This is a genomic window from Streptomyces sp. NPDC002643, from assembly GCF_053592555.1.
On sequence record NZ_JBSFVY010000036.1, the window covers coordinates 31,216 to 48,770 of the forward strand.

A 17,555-nucleotide genomic window follows, 5' to 3' on the forward strand; every position below is an offset into this window, starting at 1 on the left:
GACGACGAGACGTTCAGGGGCGCGGAGCCTTGACGCCGTGCACGCGCGCGTACTCCTCGGCCAGCCAGGGCCCCAGGTCGTCCACATAGGACCGCAGAACGGCGGCATGGCCGCCCGGATCGGCCTCCGGCGCGTACGCCGCGACCGCAGCGGCCCGCATCTGGTCGGCCCGCTGCGGGTAGTACCGGCCGAACACCTCCGCCATCTCGCGCAGATCGCTGGTCCAGCCGTTCCAACGGGGCATGACAAGGGTGAACCCGGTACGGACGAGCCGCCGCGAACAGCCCCGCACGAGGCGCCGTCGGTCCTCCTCGGAGGAGGCTTCCGCGATCCGCTCCCGCCAGCTCTCCAGGACCACCGCGAGGTCACCGTTGGTCTCCCGCGCGAGCAGCGAGTCCGGACGGTACCGGGGCAGATCCTCGGCCAGGTCCTCACCCAGCAACGGCGTACACAGACACGCCACGAACCACCCCAGGTCGTACCGCTCGACCTCACTGAGCACCCGCGCCCGGCTCTCCAGCAGCGTCCCGGCCCCGTCGATCTGCGGAAACTCCTTGTCGAGCGCCTCGTCCAACGCCCGGGCCTCCGCCCGATCGGCCTCCGAGGGCTCCTCACGGAGCACTACCAGCACATCGAGATCACTGCGCCCCACGCGGGCGGTCCCCCGGGGAATCGACCCATAGAGATACGCGCTGTGCAGCCGATCCCCGAAGAGTTCCAACACCCGATCCCGAGCCGCCACCACGACCGGCCGAAACACCCCGGCCACCCGCCCGAGGGCCCCTTCCCGCGCGATGAACCCCCGACTGTCCAGCCCTCTGTGCGCTTCAGTTCCAGCCATGGGCCCACTGTGCCCCGAGAGTCCCCCGGTGTCAGACGATTTCCGGGAGGCGGGCCCTGAGGGGGCCCCAGGCCCCGAAAAGGGGCGCGGGGCCGCGTCGATATGCGGCTTGGCCGCGTGGGCGCGATCAGCCACGACGCACCCGCGGTGACACATGCACCACGACGCACCCGCGGTGACACATGCCCTCAGGGCACCCCGAGGACACAAGCACCCAGGGCACCCCAAGATCCGCAGCGAGGGCCGGGGATGGCAGCCCCCAGCAAGTAGACCGGCGCCAGAGCGCCGGCCCCCGCGTCAGCGCGACCGCTTGGCCAACCGCTCCACGTCCAGCAGGATCACGGCCCGGGCCTCAAGCCGCAGCCACCCCCGCTGCGCGAAGTCGGCGAGCGCCTTGTTGACGGTCTCGCGGGACGCGCCGACCAGCTGGGCCAGCTCCTCCTGGGTGAGGTCGTGCACCACGTGGATGCCCTCCTCCGACTGCACACCGAAGCGCCGGGAGAGGTCCAGCAGCGCACGCGCGACACGGCCGGGCACGTCCGAGAAGACGAGGTCGGACATCTGGTCGTTGGTCTTGCGCAGCCTCCGCGCGACGGCGCGCAGCAGCGCGGCGGCCACCTCGGGCCGCGCGTTCAGCCACGGCTGGAGGTCGCCGTGTCCGAGGCCGAGCAACTTGACCTCGGTCAACGCGGTGGCCGTGGCCGTCCGCGGACCGGGGTCGAACAGCGACAGCTCGCCGATCAGCTCACCGGGGCCCAGTACGGCCAGCATGTTCTCGCGGCCGTCGGGCGAAGCCCGGTGCAGCTTGACCTTGCCCTCGGTGACCACGTAGAGGCGGTCGCCGGGGTCGCCCTCATGGAAGAGTGCGTCACCGCGGGCGAGGGTCACCTCACTCATGGAGGCGCGGAGCTCCGCGGCCTGCTCGTCATCGAGCGCCGCGAAGAGCGGGGCACGCCGCAGAACGTCGTCCACGAGTTCTCTCCCTTGTCGACCTGCTCAGGGGATCTTGCTCCCTGTAGTACCAGGGGACCGTGTTCCCCATCTTGCCGGATGGTCCAAACAGTGTGATCTGTCACAAGGATGCCGCACACATGTCCTGAGGTAAGCGCCAGGGGTCCAATTGGGGGCCGATCTTCTGGGCCTGAAGCGGATGTCGGTGCCGGGCTTTAGGCTGGCCGGGTGTCCAAATCGCCGGTGAGAGCACAGGCCAAGGGGGCTGGGCGGGTGGTTGTACGTCGCGATTCCGCTATGGGCGAACAGGGTCCCTCGGGAGCGAAGAAAACGGCAAAGGCGACGAAGGTGTCGGAGGCCTCGGCGGCGAAGAAGACCATGACAAAGAAGACGACGAGGAAGACCGCGGCGCAGGCGACGGCGGCGAGGACTGCCCCGCGCAAGGCGCCGACGAAGGCCGCGGCGGAGGCGACCGCGCTCGCGATGCGGGCGACGGCGCCCACCAAGAAGGCGGCCGCGGCGAAGGGAACGACCACCTCCAAGAAGACGGCGGCCGCCCCGGGCAGGCCCGAGTCGCACACCGCCCTCGTACGCCGTGCCCGGCGGATCAACCGCGAGCTGGCCGAGGTGTACCCGTACGCCCACCCGGAGTTGGACTTCGAGAACTCCTTCCAGCTGATCGTCGCCACGGTCCTGTCCGCCCAGACGACCGACCTGAGGGTGAACCAGACGACACCGGCGCTCTTCGCGAAGTACCCCACCCCCGAGGACCTGGCGGCGGCCAACCCGGAGGAGGTCGAGGAGATCCTCCGGCCGTGCGGGTTCTTCCGGGCCAAGACGAAATCGGTGATAGGGCTGTCGAAGGCTCTCGTGGAGAATCACGAGGGCGAGGTCCCCGGCCGCCTCGAAGACCTCGTCAAGCTCCCCGGCGTCGGCCGCAAGACCGCCTTCGTGGTGCTCGGCAACGCGTTCGGCCGGCCGGGAATCACCGTGGACACGCACTTCCAGCGGCTCGTACGGCGCTGGCAGTGGACCGCGGAGACCGACCCGGACAAGATCGAGGCGGCCATCGGCGGACTCTTCCCGAAGAGCGACTGGACGATGCTCTCGCACCATGTGATCTTCCACGGCCGCCGTATCTGCCACGCCCGCAAACCGGCCTGCGGCGCCTGCCCCATCGCCCCGCTCTGCCCGGCGTTCGGCGAGGGCGAGACCGACCCCGAGAAGGCCAAGAAGCTGCTGAAGTACGAGAAGGGCGGCTTCCCCGGCCAGCGTCTGAAGCCTCCGCAGTCCTACCTCGACGCGGGCGGCATCCCGGCCCAGCCCCTCGGAGCCGCCGGATGACGGCCCGTACACCACGACCCGGCACGGGCCCCGCCACGAGCGACCCCGGCGTGGACCGGCTACCCGCGCGCCACCCACACGAGGGACTCCCGCCACGATCGGAACGATCAGCCGAACCCCGGGCGTTGGGACGAAATGAACGACGGGGGTGGCTATGACACGCACAAGCCGAACAGGCGGCGACGCGGACACGGACAACGCACACGAGGCGCGCGGCGATCACCACGCGCGCGACGATCACCAATCGCGGGAGGACCTCCGCGCCCGGGACGAGCGGCACACGCCGGAAGCCCACCACGCGCGCGGCGAGCGACCCGCACAGGAGACCCGGCCCACACAGGAAATCCGTCCCGCACAGGACACCCGTCCCGCGCGGGACGGACATCAGGGCGAGCGGGACGGCCACGACGCCCCGTACGCCCCTCACCCGCACGGCGACGGCCCCCAGGCCCATGTCGGCGTCGGCCGATCCCTCCTCGACCGAACCGGCCTCCCCGACTGGCTGGACCCGATCGTCCGAGTCGTCGAGACGGTGCAGCCGCTACAGCTGAGCCGCTTCCTGCCGCCGGAGAACGGGGCGGGGCGGCAGTCGGCGGTACTGATCCTGTTCGGCGAGGGCGACATGGGCCCGGAGCTGCTGCTCATGGAGCGGTCCGGCTCGCTGAGATCGCACGCGGGCCAGCCGTCGTTCCCGGGCGGCGCCCTGGACCCGGAGGACGGCGACCCGGCCGCCGAGGGTCCGCTGCGGGCGGCCCTGCGCGAGGCCGAGGAGGAGACCGGCCTCGACCCGTCCGGAGTCCAGCTCTTCGGCGTGCTGCCCAAGCTGTACATCCCGGTCAGCGGCTTCGTCGTCTCACCGGTGCTGGGCTGGTGGAGGGCGCCGAGCCCGGTCCGGGTCGTCGATCCGAACGAGACGGCGCGCGTGTTCACCGTCCCCGTGGCAGATCTCACCAATCCGGCCAATCGTGCGACCACCGTGCACCCCAGTGGCTACCGAGGCCCGGCATTTCTGGTCGAATCGGCCCTCGTGTGGGGTTTCACCGCCGGAGTGATCGACCGCCTGCTGCACTACTCGGGCTGGGAGCGCCCCTGGGACCGGGGCAAGCAGGTCCCGCTCGACTGGCGCTCATGACAGGGTGTCTGCCGTGCCGCGTCGTTCGGGGGAGCCTCATATGCCTCTGCCGCCGCGCGCCGGGCCGGATTCCCGGCCGACGGGTAGTGATCGCGAAGTGACGAGGCGAGGCTTGAAGCGGTGAACGTGCTGGACATCCTGTTGCTGGTCGCCGCCGTCTGGTTCGCGATCGTCGGCTTCCGCCAGGGCTTCGTCGTCGGCATCCTGTCGGTGATCGGCTTCCTGGGCGGTGGCCTCGTCGCGGTCTACACCCTGCCGGTCATCTGGGACTGGATGACCGACAACTCCGAGGTGAGCACGGCCGCCGCGGTCGTCGCCGTCGTCATCGTGATCGTCTGCGCCTCGGTCGGCCAGGCCCTGACCACCCACCTGGGCAACAAGCTGCGCCGCTACATCAGCTGGGCCCCGGCCCGCGCCCTGGACGCCACCGGCGGCGCCCTGGTCAACGTTGTCGCGATGCTCCTGGTCGCCTGGCTGATCGGTTCGGCACTCGCGGGGACGACGCTGCCGACGCTCGGCAAGGAGGTCCGTAACTCCCAGGTGCTGAAGGGGGTGTCGGAGGCTCTGCCCCGTCAGGCCGACACCTGGTTCGCGGATTTCTCCTCGGTCCTCGCGCAGAACGGTTTCCCGCAGGTCTTCAGCCCGTTCGCGAACGAGGAGATCACCGACGTCCAGCCCCCGGACCCCGCCCTCGCGAACAGCGCGGTCGCCCAGCGCGCCAAGCAGTCCATCGTCAAGGTCATGGGCACCGCCCAGGGCTGCGGCAAGGTCCTCGAAGGCACCGGTTTCGTCTTCGACCAGCGCCGCGTGATGACCAACGCGCACGTGGTCGGCGGAGTCGACGAGCCCACCGTCCAGATAGGGGGCGAGGGCCGCAAGTACGACGCCAAGGTCGTCCTCTACGACTGGGAGCGCGACATCGCCGTACTGGACGTGCCGAGCCTGGACGCGCCGGTGCTGCGGTTCGCCACCGAGGACGCCACCAGCAGCGACGACGCGATCGTGGCGGGCTTCCCGGAGAACGGCGCGTACGACGTCCGCCCCGCGCGCGTGCGCGGCCGGATCGAGGCCAACGGCCCCGACATCTACCACCGGGGCACCGTCCGCCGCGACGTCTACTCGCTGTACGCGACCGTCCGCCAGGGCAATTCCGGCGGGCCGCTGCTCACGCCCGAAGGCGAGGTCTACGGCGTCGTCTTCGCGAAGTCCCTCGACGACCCCGACACGGGATACGCGCTCACCGCGGACGAGGTCCAGGAGGACATCGCCGAGGGTCGTACGGCCAACCAGCAGGTGGACAGCGACAGCTGTGCCCTGTGAGGCCCCGCCGGGCCGGTGTGATGAGGTCCTGAAGGCTCAGGGACGGGGGTGACGCAGCCGCGCCGAGACCCACCGGGCCCGGCGGCGCAGGATGCGCGGAATGCCCAGTCGGAGATCGGTGTCCGTCCCCGCGAACTGCGGGGTGCCCCTCTGGGAGCCGAGGCCCCCGGTCGAGCGGCGGTTGCGTGCTACGTCGTTGTAGTCGTGCGTCCAGCCCATGTCCGACGTGTGCCCCCGCCCCAAGGTCGATAACCTCCCCCACGCCCCCCAATTGGCCTATGCGCCGGGCACATGGCTGTACGTGGAACACAAGTCCACGCCCCGTGACGGCCTCCCACCGGTCCACCGGCCGGAACACACAGGTCACCGGTCGGGTTCGGGGTCCTTCAACCAGTTGATCAGCTCAGAGGAGAACGCCACCGGGTCCTCCTCGTGCGGGAAGTGGCCGAGTCCGTCGAACAGCCGCCAGCGGTACGGCGCTTCGACGTACTCACCGGAACCGGCCGCGCTGCGCGTGCGCATCACCGGGTCGAGTGAACCGTGCACATGGAGCGTGGGCACCCGAACCGGACGCTTCATGCGCCGGTTGAACTGGAAGCCGTCGGGGCGGGCCAGCGACCGCACCATCCACCGGTACGGCTCGATCGAGCAGTGCGCCGTCGACGGGATGCAGATCGCCCGCCGGTACGCCTCCACGGCCTCGTCGTCGGGGAGCCGGGGCCCCGACCACTCCCGGATCAGCCGCCCCACCAGCGCGCCGTCGTCGGCGGTCAGCTGCCGCTCGGGGAGCCAGGGCCGCTGGAACCCCCAGACGTATGACCCGGCGGCCGTCTGCTTGACGTCCGACAGCATCGCCGACCGCCAGCGCCTCGGATGCGGCATCGAGGAGACCGCGAGCCGTCGTACGAGCTTGGGGCGCATCACGGCCGCGACCCACGCCAGATAGCCGCCCAGGTCATGGCCGACGAGCGCGGCGTCGGGCTCCCCGAGGGACCGTACGACGCCGGTGATGTCGAGGGCGAGGTTGGCGGGGTCGTAACCCCGGGGCGTACGGTCGCTGCCGCCGACCCCGCGCAGATCCATGGCCACGGCTCTGAAGCCCGCGTCGGAGAGGGCGACCAACTGGTGCCGCCAGGTCCACCAGAACTGCGGGAAGCCGTGCAGCAGCAGCACCAGCGGCCCCTCGCCCATCTCGGCGATGTGGAAACGCGCGCCGTTGGCGGCCACGTCCCGGTGGATCACCTCTTTGGCGCCGGGCACGTCGAGTCGTACGACCGAGGCGGGGTGACCGGAAACGGGCGGGGTGGCGGGGGCCGTCATGAGGTCGAGCGTGCCACAGGCTCGACGGCGCCGTCGGTCCGGGCGGGCCGTCGGGGGTGGGGCCTGGCGTTCTGCAGGACGCCCGCCGTCTCCTTCATGGACGCGGCGACCTTCTGCGGTCCCTGGCCCTTCTTGGCCTTCTTGGCGAAGACGACGCCGATGAGCGCGAGGACGAGCGCGACGACCACGTTCGCCGCGAACGACAGCAGGAAGCAGATCGCCAGGTTCCAGTCGCTCCAGGTGCGGATGCCGTACGCCAGGGCGAAGCTCAGCATCGGCAGGGAGAAGATCAGCACCGCGCCGGCCGCCGTGAACGCCCCGCCGCCGACCACACCGCGCTTGACGTCCTGCTTGAGCTGGGCCTTCGCCAGCGCGATCTCGTCGTGCACCAGCGCGGACATCTCGGCCGTCGCCGAGGCGAACAGCTGACCGACACTGCGTTCGGCACCGACCGGGCTGCCGTCGGGTGCGCTCATCGGGGTCTCCCTGTCTTTCGAAGTGTGCTTCGAAGTCTTTCGCATGTCCGAAGGTCCGTGTGTCCGCGGCCGTACGGGCTTCTGCGGCGCGCGGCTTCTGAAGCGCGCGGGCTTCTGAAACTCCGTGACATCCCCGGGGCGCCGGCAGGTTTCGTACGACGTCGGGGACCGCCCGCGTTCTGTACGGTCCTGTCAGATCATGCCGGACCGCCGTCCCCGTCGCCTGCCCCGCCCGCCACTTCGGCAAGCCTGCGGTGCTCGGCGGCCTTGCGCTCGTAGATCTCGGCCATGCGCAGGTGGTACGCCGGGTCGTCCTCCTCGTAGATGTCGGGGATGCCGTCGAGGTCGTCGTCGCGCTCCTCGGCGGCCCACAGCGCCTGGTACTTGGCGTTGCGTATCTTCAACAGAACGGTCGCGCAGACCGTCGCGATGAGCGACCCGATGAGGACGGCCGCCTTGATGCCCTCGGTGAGTGCCGGGTCGCCCTCGAAGGCCAGTTCGCCGATGAGCAGCGACACGGTGAAACCGATCCCGGCCAGTGAGGCGACCGCGAAGACGTCCGGCCAGGCCAGGTCGTCGGAGAGGGAGGCCCGGGTGAAGCGGGCCGTCAGCCAGGTCCCGCCGAAGATGCCGACCGCCTTGCCGACGACCAGCCCGAGCACCACGCCGAGCGTCTCCGGCTGGGTGAACACCTTGCCCAGCGCGCTTCCTGACACCGCGACACCCGCGCTGAACAGCGCGAACAGCGGTACGGCGAGCCCGGCCGACAGGGGGCGCACAAGGTGCTCGATGCGCTCGCCGGGGGAGTGCGCTTCCTGTTCGCGCCCCTGTGGCCCGGTGATCTCGTGCCGGGTGCAGCGCAGCATGAGCCCCATCGCGACACCCGCGACGGTGGCGTGGATGCCGCTGTTGTACATCAGCCCCCAGATCACCAGCGCGAGCGGAACATACACGTACCACCCGCGTACGCCCTTCCTCAGCAGCAGCCAGAAGACGGCGAGGCCGACGAAGGCGCCGCCCAGCGCGGCGAAGTCGAGGTCGTCGGTGAAGAAGATCGCGATGATCAGAATGGCGAAGAGGTCGTCGACGACGGCGAGGGTCAGCAGGAACGCGCGCAGCGCCGAGGGCAGCGAGGTGCCGATGACGGCCAGTACGGCGAGCGCGAACGCGATGTCTGTGGCCGTCGGCACGGCCCAGCCGGCGAGCGAGCCGCCGCCGCTGAGATTGGTGAGCGTGTAGACCAGCGCGGGCACGGCCATACCGCAGAGCGCGGCGACCACCGGGAGCAGCGCGGCCTTGGGGTCGCGGAGATCACCCGCGACCAGTTCGCGTTTGAGTTCGATACCGGCGACGAAGAAGAAGATCGCGAGCAGTCCGTCGGCGGCCCAGTGCTCAACGGACAGATGGAGCCCGAGCGCTGATGGTCCGAAGTGGAAGTCCCGTACGGTCTCGTAGCTGTCGTGCAGTGCCGGAACGTTCACCCAGAGCAGTGCGGTGACCGCCGCGACGAGGAGCAGCACACCGCCGACGGTCTCGGTGCGCAACGCGTCCGCCACGAAGTTCCGTTCGGGCAGTGAGAGGCGTCCGAGGAGCTTGCGGGTGGCGGTGCGGGGGGCGGTCATGGCGGGGGCCTCCGGTCGGTGGGCAGCACAGAACTCATGCCGACCAGACTTCCCGGCGCACCTGAGATTGACGTGTTTTTTATTAGCGTACCTAAGCTGTGAGGGGGACCGTCCGGTGGACCTCACCGTAGGCACAGGAACGCCCGGCGCGCTCACGCCGGGCGTTCTGGGTGTGTGGGTGCGACCCCACGGGAAGGGGGGCGGGTGGCTCAGTCCTCGCTGGGCGCCGCGGGCAGCTTCGCCTGGATGAGGTCCATGACCGTGGAGTCCGTGAGCGTCGTGACATCGCCGAGCTGGCGGTTCTCCGCGACGTCCCGCAGCAGTCGGCGCATGATCTTGCCGGAGCGGGTCTTCGGCAGCTCGGCCACCGGCAGGATGCGCTTGGGCTTGGCGATCGGTCCGAGCGTGGCCCCGACGTGGCCCCGCAGATCGGCGATGAGGTTGTCGTCCTCAGCGTCGGCCGTACCGCGCAGGATCACGAAGGCCACGATCGCCTGACCGGTGGTCTCGTCGGTCGCGCCGACCACCGCCGCCTCCGCGACGGACGGGTGCGACACGAGTGCCGACTCCACCTCGGTGGTCGACATGTTGTGGCCGGACACCAGCATCACATCGTCCACGCGCCCGAGGAGCCAGATGTCCCCGTCGTCGTCCTTCTTGGCACCGTCACCGGCGAAGTACTTGCCCTCGAACCGCGACCAGTACGTGTCCAGGAACCGCTGGTCGTCGCCCCAGATCGTGCGCAGCATCGACGGCCACGGCTCGGTGAGGACCAGATAGCCACCGCCGCCGTTCGGCACCTCGTTCGCCTCGTCGTCGACGACGGTCGCGGAGATACCCGGCAGCGGGCGCTGCGCGGAGCCCGGCTTTGCCTCGGTGACACCCGGCAACGGGGAGATCATCATCGCGCCGGTCTCGGTCTGCCACCAGGTGTCCACGACCGGCGTCGCGTCGGCCCCGATGTGCTTGCGGTACCAGACCCATGCCTCGGGGTTGATGGGCTCGCCCACCGAACCGAGGACGCGCAGCGAGGACAGGTCGAACTTCGCGGGGATGTCGTCGCCCCACTTCATGAACGTCCGGATCGCCGTGGGCGCCGTGTAGAGGATCGTCACGCCGTACCTCTGCACGATCTCCCAGAAGCGCCCCTGGTGCGGGGTGTCGGGCGTGCCCTCGTACATGACCTGCGTCGCGCCGTTCGCCAGCGGCCCGTACACGATGTACGAGTGGCCGGTGACCCAGCCGACGTCGGCCGTGCACCAGTAGACGTCCGTCTCCGGCTTGAGGTCGAAGACGGCGTGGTGGGTGTACGACGTCTGGGTGAGGTAGCCGCCGGAGGTGTGCAGGATGCCCTTCGGCTTACCCGTGGTGCCCGAGGTGTAGAGGATGAACAGCGGGTGCTCGGCGCCGAACGGCTGCGGGGTGTGCTCGGTGGACTGGCGTTCGACGATCTCGTGCCACCACACGTCCCGGCCCTCGGTCCAGGCGACGTCCTGGCCGGTGCGGCGGACGACGAGGACGTGCTCCACGTTGTCCACACGCTCGATGGCGTCGTCGACCGCCGGCTTGAGTGCGGAGGGCTTGCCGCGTCGGTAGCCGCCGTCGGCGGTGATGACCACCTTGGCGTCGGCGTCCTGGATGCGCGTCGCGAGCGCGTCCGCCGAGAAGCCGCCGAAGACTACGGAGTGCGCGGCGCCGATACGCGCGCAGGCGAGCATCGCCACGGCCGTCTCCGGGATCATCGGCATGTACACCGCGACTCGGTCGCCCGACTGAACTCCCAGCTCCAGCAGGGCGTTGGCCGCCTTGCTGACCTCGTCCTTGAGCTGGGCGTAGGTGAGGGCGCGGCTGTCGCCGGGCTCGCCCTCGAAGTGGATGGCCACCCGGTCGCCGTGGCCGGCCTCGACATGCCGGTCGACGCAGTTGTACGCGACGTTGAGCTCGCCGTCCTGGAACCACTTGGCGAACGGCGGGTTCGACCAGTCCAGCGTCTCGGTCGGCTCCTTGGCCCAGGTCAGTCGGCGTGCCTGCGCCGCCCAGAAACCGAGCCGGTCAGCCTTGGCCTGTTCGTACGCCTCCACCGTGACGTTGGCGTTCGCGGCCAGGTCAGCGGGCGGCGCGAAGCGTCGCTCCTCCTTCAAGAGGTTGGCCAGGCTTTCGTTGCTCACGACATCTCCCTTACGGTGCTTTGCCGGGGCGACCGTTGTGTCCCAGGCCACAGCTCATCAGACCCGGACCCCCGATGACAAGGGGCTTCCTGGGATTGGTTTAGACCTGTGGGACCGGGTGGCCCCCGACGAGGGCTCACCCGTTGTCACGGACCGGGAGAAGAATCGGTTCATGCGCGTGTGTCGTGCAGCATCGTCCCGTTCGGCCCGGTCGCGTCCGTGCCGTCGGCCGGTCCGGCCACTGCGGCGACCTGGTCGAAGACGCCGCCGTCCGGTGCGTCCTCCGTCAGCAGATACGCCTGGGCCTCGCCCACGTGGAAGTACATCCCGTGCAGTTGGAGCGCCCCCTCGCGCAGGGCGCGCGCCACGGACTCATGGGCCCGCAGATGCTCCAGTTGCTGGATGACGTTGGTGAGGCAGAGCTGCTCCACCGCGTCGGCGGGCTCCCGCCCGGCGAGCCGCGCCCAGGGACGCTCCTTGTCGGTGGCCCGCTCCAGACTGGGCAGCCCATGCCGCAGCCATCTCTTCAGAGGCGTCCGGGCGCCGCCGGGGTCGGTTTTGAGCAGGGCCTGCATGGCCCCGCATCCGGAGTGCCCGCAGACCGTGATCGACCGTACGTGCAGCACCTCCACGGCGTACTCGATGGCCGCCGCCACCGAGTCGTCCCCGCTCTCCTCGCCGGGCAGCGGCACCAGATTGCCGACGTTCCGTACGACGAAGAGGTCACCCGGGCCACTGGAGGTGATCATGGAGGTGACGAGGCGGGAGTCGGCACAGGTCAGGAAGAGCTGCGACGGCCGCTGCCCCTCGCGCGCGAGCCGGGCCAGCTCACCGCGCACCAGGGGCGCGGTGTTGCGCTGGAAGGCGCTGATCCCACGCGCCAGTTGATGCCCGCTCGGACCGTCGCCCGCCTCCCGTTGTGGCGCTCCGGCGGGGGCGGTGGCCGGGGCCTCGCACTGGTGGTTGCGCCACGCCGTCCACGGGCGGCAGCGGCAACCGCCCGGCAGAGCACCGGCGGGCTCGGCGATACGGGTGCCCGCGCGACCGGTGATCTCCACGGAGCCGCCACGCGCGCGATGTGCGTGCTGCCAGTCCTGCAACGACTCGTACGCCGCGTGATCCATGAACGATCCGTCCAACTCCACGACGGCACCCGCCCCTTGGGGCACCTGGTGCAGAGCGCGGCTGAGCCGGGGCACGGCGAGGAACGTCAACTGTCCCCGCACATGGATGTGATGGACTCCTTCCTTCTCCTCATGGGTGATACGCGTGCGGGTGAGGCGGTGCAGGGCGACACCGACGGCCACGGCGATACCGAGCGCGACGCCCTCCAGGACACCGAGGAGGACGACACCGCCGGTGGTGACGGCGTAGACCAGCACCTCACGGTGGCGGGTGACCGTGCGGATGTGGTGCAGCGACACCATCTGGACCCCGACGGCCATCACCAGGGCGGCGAGTGAGGCGAGGGGGATCAGCTCCAGGACGGGGATCAGGAGCAGTGCTGCCGCTACTACCCAAACGCCGTGCAGCATCGTGGAGTTCCGGCTGACGGCACCGGCCTGCACATTGGCCGTGCTGCGGACGGCGACACCGGCGACGGGCAGACCGCCGAGCGCTCCGGAGACGACGTTGGCCATGCCCTGGCCGCGCAGCTCGCGGTCGAGATCGGAGCGCCGTACATCCGTCCGCCCCGCCGCGAGTTTGTCCGTGGCCACGGCACCGAGGAGGGACTGCACACTGCACACCAGCGTGGTGGTGACCACGGCGGCGACGAGGCCGAGCGCCGGACCGTCGGGCAGCGCGGCCAGGGCATGGCTGCGCCAGGACGGCAGGTCGACCTTGGGCAGCCGCAGTCCGGCGAGGGCGGAGACCGTGGTGGCGGCGGTCACCGCGACCAGTGCCGCCGGGGCGGTGCGCAGCGCCTGGCCGACCCGCCCGGGCAGCCGGGGCCAGGTGAACAGCACGATCAGGGTCAGCGCGCTCACGGAGACGGCGGCCGGGTGCAACTGGACCAACTGGGCGGGCAGTGCTCCGATGTTGGCGAGCACCGAGCTCTGGGGGGTGCCGCCGAGCACGATGTGCAGCTGGGCGACGGCGATGGTGACGCCGATGCCGGCGAGCATGCCGTGCACGATCGCGGGGCTGACGGCGAGCGCCGAGCGGGCCACGCGCAGACAGCCCAGGCCCAGTTGGGCGAGGCCGGCGAGGACGGTGATGGCGCAGGTGGCCCGCCATCCGTACTGCTGGATGAGGTCGGCGGTCACGACGGTGAGGCCGGCCGCCGGGCCGCTGACCTGCAGTGGTGAGCCGCCCAGGCGCCCGGCGACGAGACCGCCGACGGCGGCGGCGACGAGGCCGGCCGGAAGCGGCGCGTCGGTCGCGAGGGCGATGCCCAGCGACAGGGGCAGGGCGATCAGGAAGACCGAGATCGAGGCCGATACATCGGCGCCCGAGATGGGGAACCGGCGACGCGGTCCCTCAGGGGGGCTGTGCGGCCGGTGGTCGCGACCCGTCCGGTTCTCGTTCGGGTCGGTGGCGCGGGTGGGTACGCAGGCGGACATGTTCTCCCGTCTCCTCCGGGGCTGCGCGGTCGCGTGACAAGTGGTCCCTCGCTCGACGGCGAGGGGGCGGTTCGCGGCCGTGGGTCACGGCATTCAGTGGCGGGATTTCTCAGGCGGGATTTCTCAACGCTCAGTAAACGAATCGTAATGCAGAGTAAAGGATGTGCAAGGACATTAGTGGCAAATGGGTTAGTCAATCACTCAGTCGGGTGAATCTCGCATTTCATCGGCTTGTCATACAAATCAAATCTGAAGCTCCGTGCGACGTTGGCCCCTCTGCCCCTGAGCAAAGGAAGAAGGTGGGCGGAAGATGGCCGTCACCCAGAGGATCGCCGTCGGCGTCGCGCTGGCCGCCACCTGCGCCGTGGCGCTCGCCGGCTGCGGAACCGACGACGCGGGCCCCACGGACGTACGCAAGGACCGGCAGGAGAGCGGGAGGGACGCCGAGGAGCGGAACGCGCGGGAAGCGGGACGAGGAGGCGGGGAGGGGGCGCAAGCGGCCGGGCGGGGCGCACGCGGCGCGAAAGAGGGAGCGCAGGCGCCGCCGAAGGTCGCGATGCGGCTGATCGGCGACGGTTCCACCGCGTACACCGGGGCTCAGCCGCATCTGCCCCGCCCCGAGCGGATGAAGCCCGGTCAAAAACCCCCGCAGTTCGTGGTCTTCTCCTGGGACGGCGCGGGCGAGGACGGTCAGCGGCTCTTCTCGCACTTCCGTAGGGTCGCCCGGGCCAACAACGCGACGATGACGTACTTCCTCAGCGGCGTCTACATGCTGCCCGAGGAGAAGCGGGACCGGTATCGCCCGCCGCAGCACTCACCGGGGCGCTCGGACATCGGCTTCAACGACCTCCGCGGAATCAAGGACACCGTGGAACAACTGCGGGGTGCCTGGCTGGAGGGCAACGAGATCGGCACGCACTTCAACGGCCACTTCTGCGGCAAGGGCGGCGGGGTCGGCGAGTGGTCGGTCGAGGAGTGGAAGAGCGAGATCGCCCAGGCCAAGGCGTTTGTGAAGGCGTGGAAGACCAACACGGGCACACGGAACGCCGATCCCCTGCCCTTCGACTACGACAAGGAACTGATCGGCGCCCGCACCCCCTGCCTGGAGGGGCGCGAGAACTTCATGCGGGCCGCCCGCGAGTTGGGCTTCCGCTACGACACCAGCGGCGTCGACAACCAGGTCTGGCCCGAGAAGGAAGAGGGTCTGTGGGACCTGTCGATGCAACTCGTCCCGGTACCCGGCCGCAAGTTCGAGACGCTGACCATGGACTACAACTTCTATATGAACCAGTCCGGCGCCCGGCCCGGTCCCGCGGCCAAACGGCAGTACTGGGGCGACCAGTTCCGTGACGGCCTGCTCGCGGGCTTCGAGCGCGCCTACGGTGGCAACCGCGCGCCCCTGATCATCGGCAACCACTTCGAGTCCTGGAACGGTGGCGTTTATATGCGTGCCGTCGAGGAGACCATCGAGACGGTCTGCGGCAAGCCCGAAGTGCGCTGTGTCTCCTTTCGGCAACTGGCCGACTGGCTCGACGCCCAGGACCCGAAGGTCCTGGACAAACTGCGCACCCTCGCTGTCGGCCAGGCCCCGAAACAGGGCTGGAAGACCTTCCTGTCCGCCGCCCCGGCCCCGGCTCCCAAGGGCGTCCCGGGGGCTCCGGCGGCCACGCCCGGGCGGTAGGCGGACACGGACTCAGGCGGTGGCCAGGAGTGCCTCGCCGAGGACGAAGCCGGGGTCGATCTGGGCAGCCAGGTCGGCCCCCGTCCGTTCATTGCCCCAACTGTGCGCGTTCTTCAGGTGGAAGTGCACCATCTGCTCGGTGTAGCGCTCCCAGTCGCGCAGTTCGTACGTGGCGTCGGCGGCGTCGTGAAGGGTGCGCAGGGCCCTGCGGTTGGCCTCCTCCAGGTGCTCGAAACGGGGCGGTCGGCCCTTCTCCAGGGCGCGCACCCAGTCCGAGTGCCCGAAGGCGACCAGCAGGTCGTCCCCGACCTCGGCGTGGAGGAAGTCGAGGTCGTCCTGGCCGTGCACCTTGTTGCCCACGACCTTCAGGGCGACGCCGAAGTCACTGGCGTACTCCTTGTACTGGCGGTAGACGGAGACCCCCCTCCGGGTCGGCTCGGCGACGAGGAACGTCATGTCGAAGCGGGTGAACATGCCGGAGGCGAAGGAGTCCGAACCGGCCGTCATGTCGACCACCACGTACTCGTCGCGGCCGTCCACCAGGTGGTTCAGATACAGCTCCACCGCTCCCGTCTTGGAGTGGTAGCAGGCGACCCCCAGGTCGGCGTCGGTGAAGGGGCCGGTGACCATCAAACGGATGGCCCCGCCGTCGAGTTCCACCGGACGCGCGCAGGCGTCGTAGATCGCGTTGGGCTCGCGGACGCGCACCAGGCGGGAGCCCTCGCCGGGCGGGGTCGTCTTGATCATCGTCTCGGCGGAGGTGATCCGGGGGTTGGAACCACGCAGATGGTTCTTGATCAGCGACAGCCGGTCGCCCATCGCGGGCAGCTCGGCGGCCTCCGACTCGTCGAGGCCGAGGGCGGCGCCCAGATGCTGGTTGATGTCCGCGTCGACGGCGACGACCGGGGCTCCGGAGGCGGCGAGATGGCGGATGAACAGGGAGGACAGCGTGGTCTTGCCACTGCCGCCCTTCCCGACGAAAGCAATTTTCATGTTCACCAAGAGTAGGGACGTGATCGCCGGGCGTGTCCGATGGTGCTGGAAGACCACTCCTTCGAGGGTTTGTACGCAGAACGGAGGGACGCCCGGGGGCTCCGGGGCGCGGTGGGCGCGAGCGCCGGGGCGGCGGGCCGGGGCGTAGGGTCGTACTCATGAGTACGACAGGTGCGAGCGCCGATCCGCTCGCGGCCCTGGGCGAGCTGCCCGGTGTGGCCGAGTCCGTGGAGTCCGTGCGCAAGGCCGTGGACCGGGTCTATGGCCACCGTGTGATGAGGCGGCGGAGCAACGAGATCACCTCGGAGGCGGCGCTGCGCGGCGCACGCGGCTCGGCGGCGCTGTCCGGCGCCGACTGGGCGCTCGAAGAGGTGCGCCGGCGCACCGACTTCAGCGGCGGGGACGGCGACGGCGAGGCGCGCACCATGGGCGGCGCGCTGCGCCTGACCGCCGAGGCGGGCCAACTGCTGTCCATCTGGCGGCAGTCGCCCCTTCGGGTACTGGCCCGGCTGCACCTGGTGGCGGCGGGCGAGGACCACGCGCGCGTGGGGCGTCCCCGGCAGGACGGCGAGCCCGTCGACGAACCCCTCGTCGAACTGCCGCTGCCAAGCGCGGCCGAGGTCTCCGGGCGACTCGACGGCCTCGCCGAACTGATCGTCAAGGGCAGTTCGGCGCCCGCTCTCGTGACCGCGGCCGTCGTCCACGGTGAACTGCTCGCGCTGCGGCCCTTCGGCTTCGACAACGGCCTCGTCGCGCGCGCGGCCGAGCGGATCGTGCTGATCGGCAGCGGCCTCGACCCCAAGTCCGTCTGTCCGGCCGAGGTGGGTCACGCGGAACTCGGCCGTGCCGCCTATCTCGCCGCCCTCGACGGCTATGTCGCCGGCACCCCGGACGGCATGGCCGCCTGGATCGCCCACTGCGGCAGGGCGGTCGAACTGGGCGCACGTGAGTCGATGGCAGTGTGCGAGGCACTGCAGCGCGGGGCGGCGTAACACGTCCAACGGGGCGCTTGCCGCGTAGAACTCAGGAAGTGGCGGGCCCCGAATAGGGTTGCGGCGGTACGAGAATTCGTACCGCCGCTGGCATGTCCACCCGGTTACCAAGCGTCCTCGATATGTTGCCCATCAGGCCGGGAACTCTTGC

Annotated in this window: 14 protein-coding genes; 5 read left to right on the forward strand and 9 right to left on the reverse strand. The window is 70.2% G+C overall.

What is annotated here, in order from left to right:
* Positions 1-13: 13 nt before the first annotated feature.
* Entirely contained in the window at positions 14-841 is an 828-nt protein-coding gene (locus ACWD4G_RS37545; RefSeq protein ID WP_451301708.1) for a nucleotidyltransferase domain-containing protein, read from the reverse strand.
* Between the two features lie 297 nt (positions 842-1,138).
* Positions 1,139-1,813, reverse strand: coding sequence for a Crp/Fnr family transcriptional regulator (locus ACWD4G_RS37550; RefSeq protein ID WP_005476003.1), 675 nt, complete (start codon positions 1,811-1,813; stop codon positions 1,139-1,141).
* A 276-nt stretch (positions 1,814-2,089) separates the two neighbouring features.
* Between ACWD4G_RS37550 and nth the strand changes: the two genes are divergently transcribed.
* The 3 genes from nth (at position 2,090) to ACWD4G_RS37565 (ending at position 5,588) form a co-directional block, all read left to right on the forward strand.
* On the forward strand, positions 2,090-3,136 hold the full coding sequence (nth, locus tag ACWD4G_RS37555; RefSeq protein ID WP_451301710.1) for an endonuclease III: 1,047 nt from the start codon (positions 2,090-2,092) through the stop codon (positions 3,134-3,136).
* Positions 3,137-3,638: 502 nt separating this feature from the next.
* Positions 3,639-4,268, forward strand: a complete 630-nt coding sequence (locus tag ACWD4G_RS37560; RefSeq protein ID WP_451301777.1) for an NUDIX hydrolase — start codon at positions 3,639-3,641, stop codon at positions 4,266-4,268.
* 120 nt (positions 4,269-4,388) lie between these two features.
* Positions 4,389-5,588, forward strand: a complete 1,200-nt coding sequence (locus ACWD4G_RS37565; RefSeq protein ID WP_451301712.1) for a MarP family serine protease — start codon at positions 4,389-4,391, stop codon at positions 5,586-5,588.
* 36 nt (positions 5,589-5,624) lie between these two features.
* Here the strand turns inward: ACWD4G_RS37565 and ACWD4G_RS37570 are convergent, their stop codons facing one another.
* The 6 genes from ACWD4G_RS37570 to ACWD4G_RS37595 all read right to left on the reverse strand — a co-directional run bounded on the left by ACWD4G_RS37570 (position 5,625) and on the right by ACWD4G_RS37595 (position 13,738).
* The gene (locus ACWD4G_RS37570; protein ID WP_451301714.1) at positions 5,625-5,807 is read right to left on the reverse strand and encodes a hypothetical protein; all 183 of its coding nucleotides are present in this window, start codon (positions 5,805-5,807) and stop codon (positions 5,625-5,627) included.
* Positions 5,808-5,951: 144 nt separating this feature from the next.
* Positions 5,952-6,908 carry an alpha/beta fold hydrolase gene (locus tag ACWD4G_RS37575; protein WP_451301716.1) on the reverse strand — a complete coding sequence of 319 codons (957 nt, stop codon included), beginning with the start codon at positions 6,906-6,908 and terminating at the stop codon, positions 5,952-5,954.
* Entirely contained in the window at positions 6,905-7,384 is a 480-nt protein-coding gene (locus ACWD4G_RS37580; RefSeq protein ID WP_451301718.1) for a phage holin family protein, read from the reverse strand. Before ACWD4G_RS37580 ends, ACWD4G_RS37575 begins: the two co-directional genes overlap by 4 nt.
* Positions 7,385-7,581: 197 nt before the next feature.
* Entirely contained in the window at positions 7,582-9,006 is a 1,425-nt protein-coding gene (gene nhaA / locus ACWD4G_RS37585) for a Na+/H+ antiporter NhaA (protein ID WP_451301720.1), read from the reverse strand.
* A 209-nt stretch (positions 9,007-9,215) separates the two neighbouring features.
* A complete protein-coding gene (acs, locus tag ACWD4G_RS37590) occupies positions 9,216-11,174 on the reverse strand; it encodes an acetate--CoA ligase (RefSeq protein ID WP_451301722.1) in 1,959 nt (652 codons plus the stop codon).
* Positions 11,175-11,344: 170 nt separating this feature from the next.
* Complete coding sequence (locus ACWD4G_RS37595) at positions 11,345-13,738, reverse strand: SulP family inorganic anion transporter (protein ID WP_451301724.1); 2,394 nt, start codon at positions 13,736-13,738, stop codon at positions 11,345-11,347.
* 310 nt (positions 13,739-14,048) lie between these two features.
* Here ACWD4G_RS37595 and ACWD4G_RS37600 point away from each other — a divergent pair, with 310 nt between their 5' ends.
* Positions 14,049-15,419, forward strand: a complete 1,371-nt coding sequence (locus ACWD4G_RS37600) for a hypothetical protein (protein WP_451301726.1) — start codon at positions 14,049-14,051, stop codon at positions 15,417-15,419.
* Between the two features lie 12 nt (positions 15,420-15,431).
* Here ACWD4G_RS37600 and ACWD4G_RS37605 read toward each other — a convergent pair whose 3' ends face one another.
* Positions 15,432-16,412 carry an ATP-binding protein gene (locus ACWD4G_RS37605; RefSeq protein ID WP_451301728.1) on the reverse strand — a complete coding sequence of 327 codons (981 nt, stop codon included), beginning with the start codon at positions 16,410-16,412 and terminating at the stop codon, positions 15,432-15,434.
* A 158-nt stretch (positions 16,413-16,570) separates the two neighbouring features.
* Between ACWD4G_RS37605 and ACWD4G_RS37610 the strand changes: the two genes are divergently transcribed.
* Positions 16,571-17,404 carry an oxidoreductase gene (locus ACWD4G_RS37610; protein ID WP_451301730.1) on the forward strand — a complete coding sequence of 278 codons (834 nt, stop codon included), beginning with the start codon at positions 16,571-16,573 and terminating at the stop codon, positions 17,402-17,404.
* Positions 17,405-17,555 lie beyond the last annotated feature (151 nt).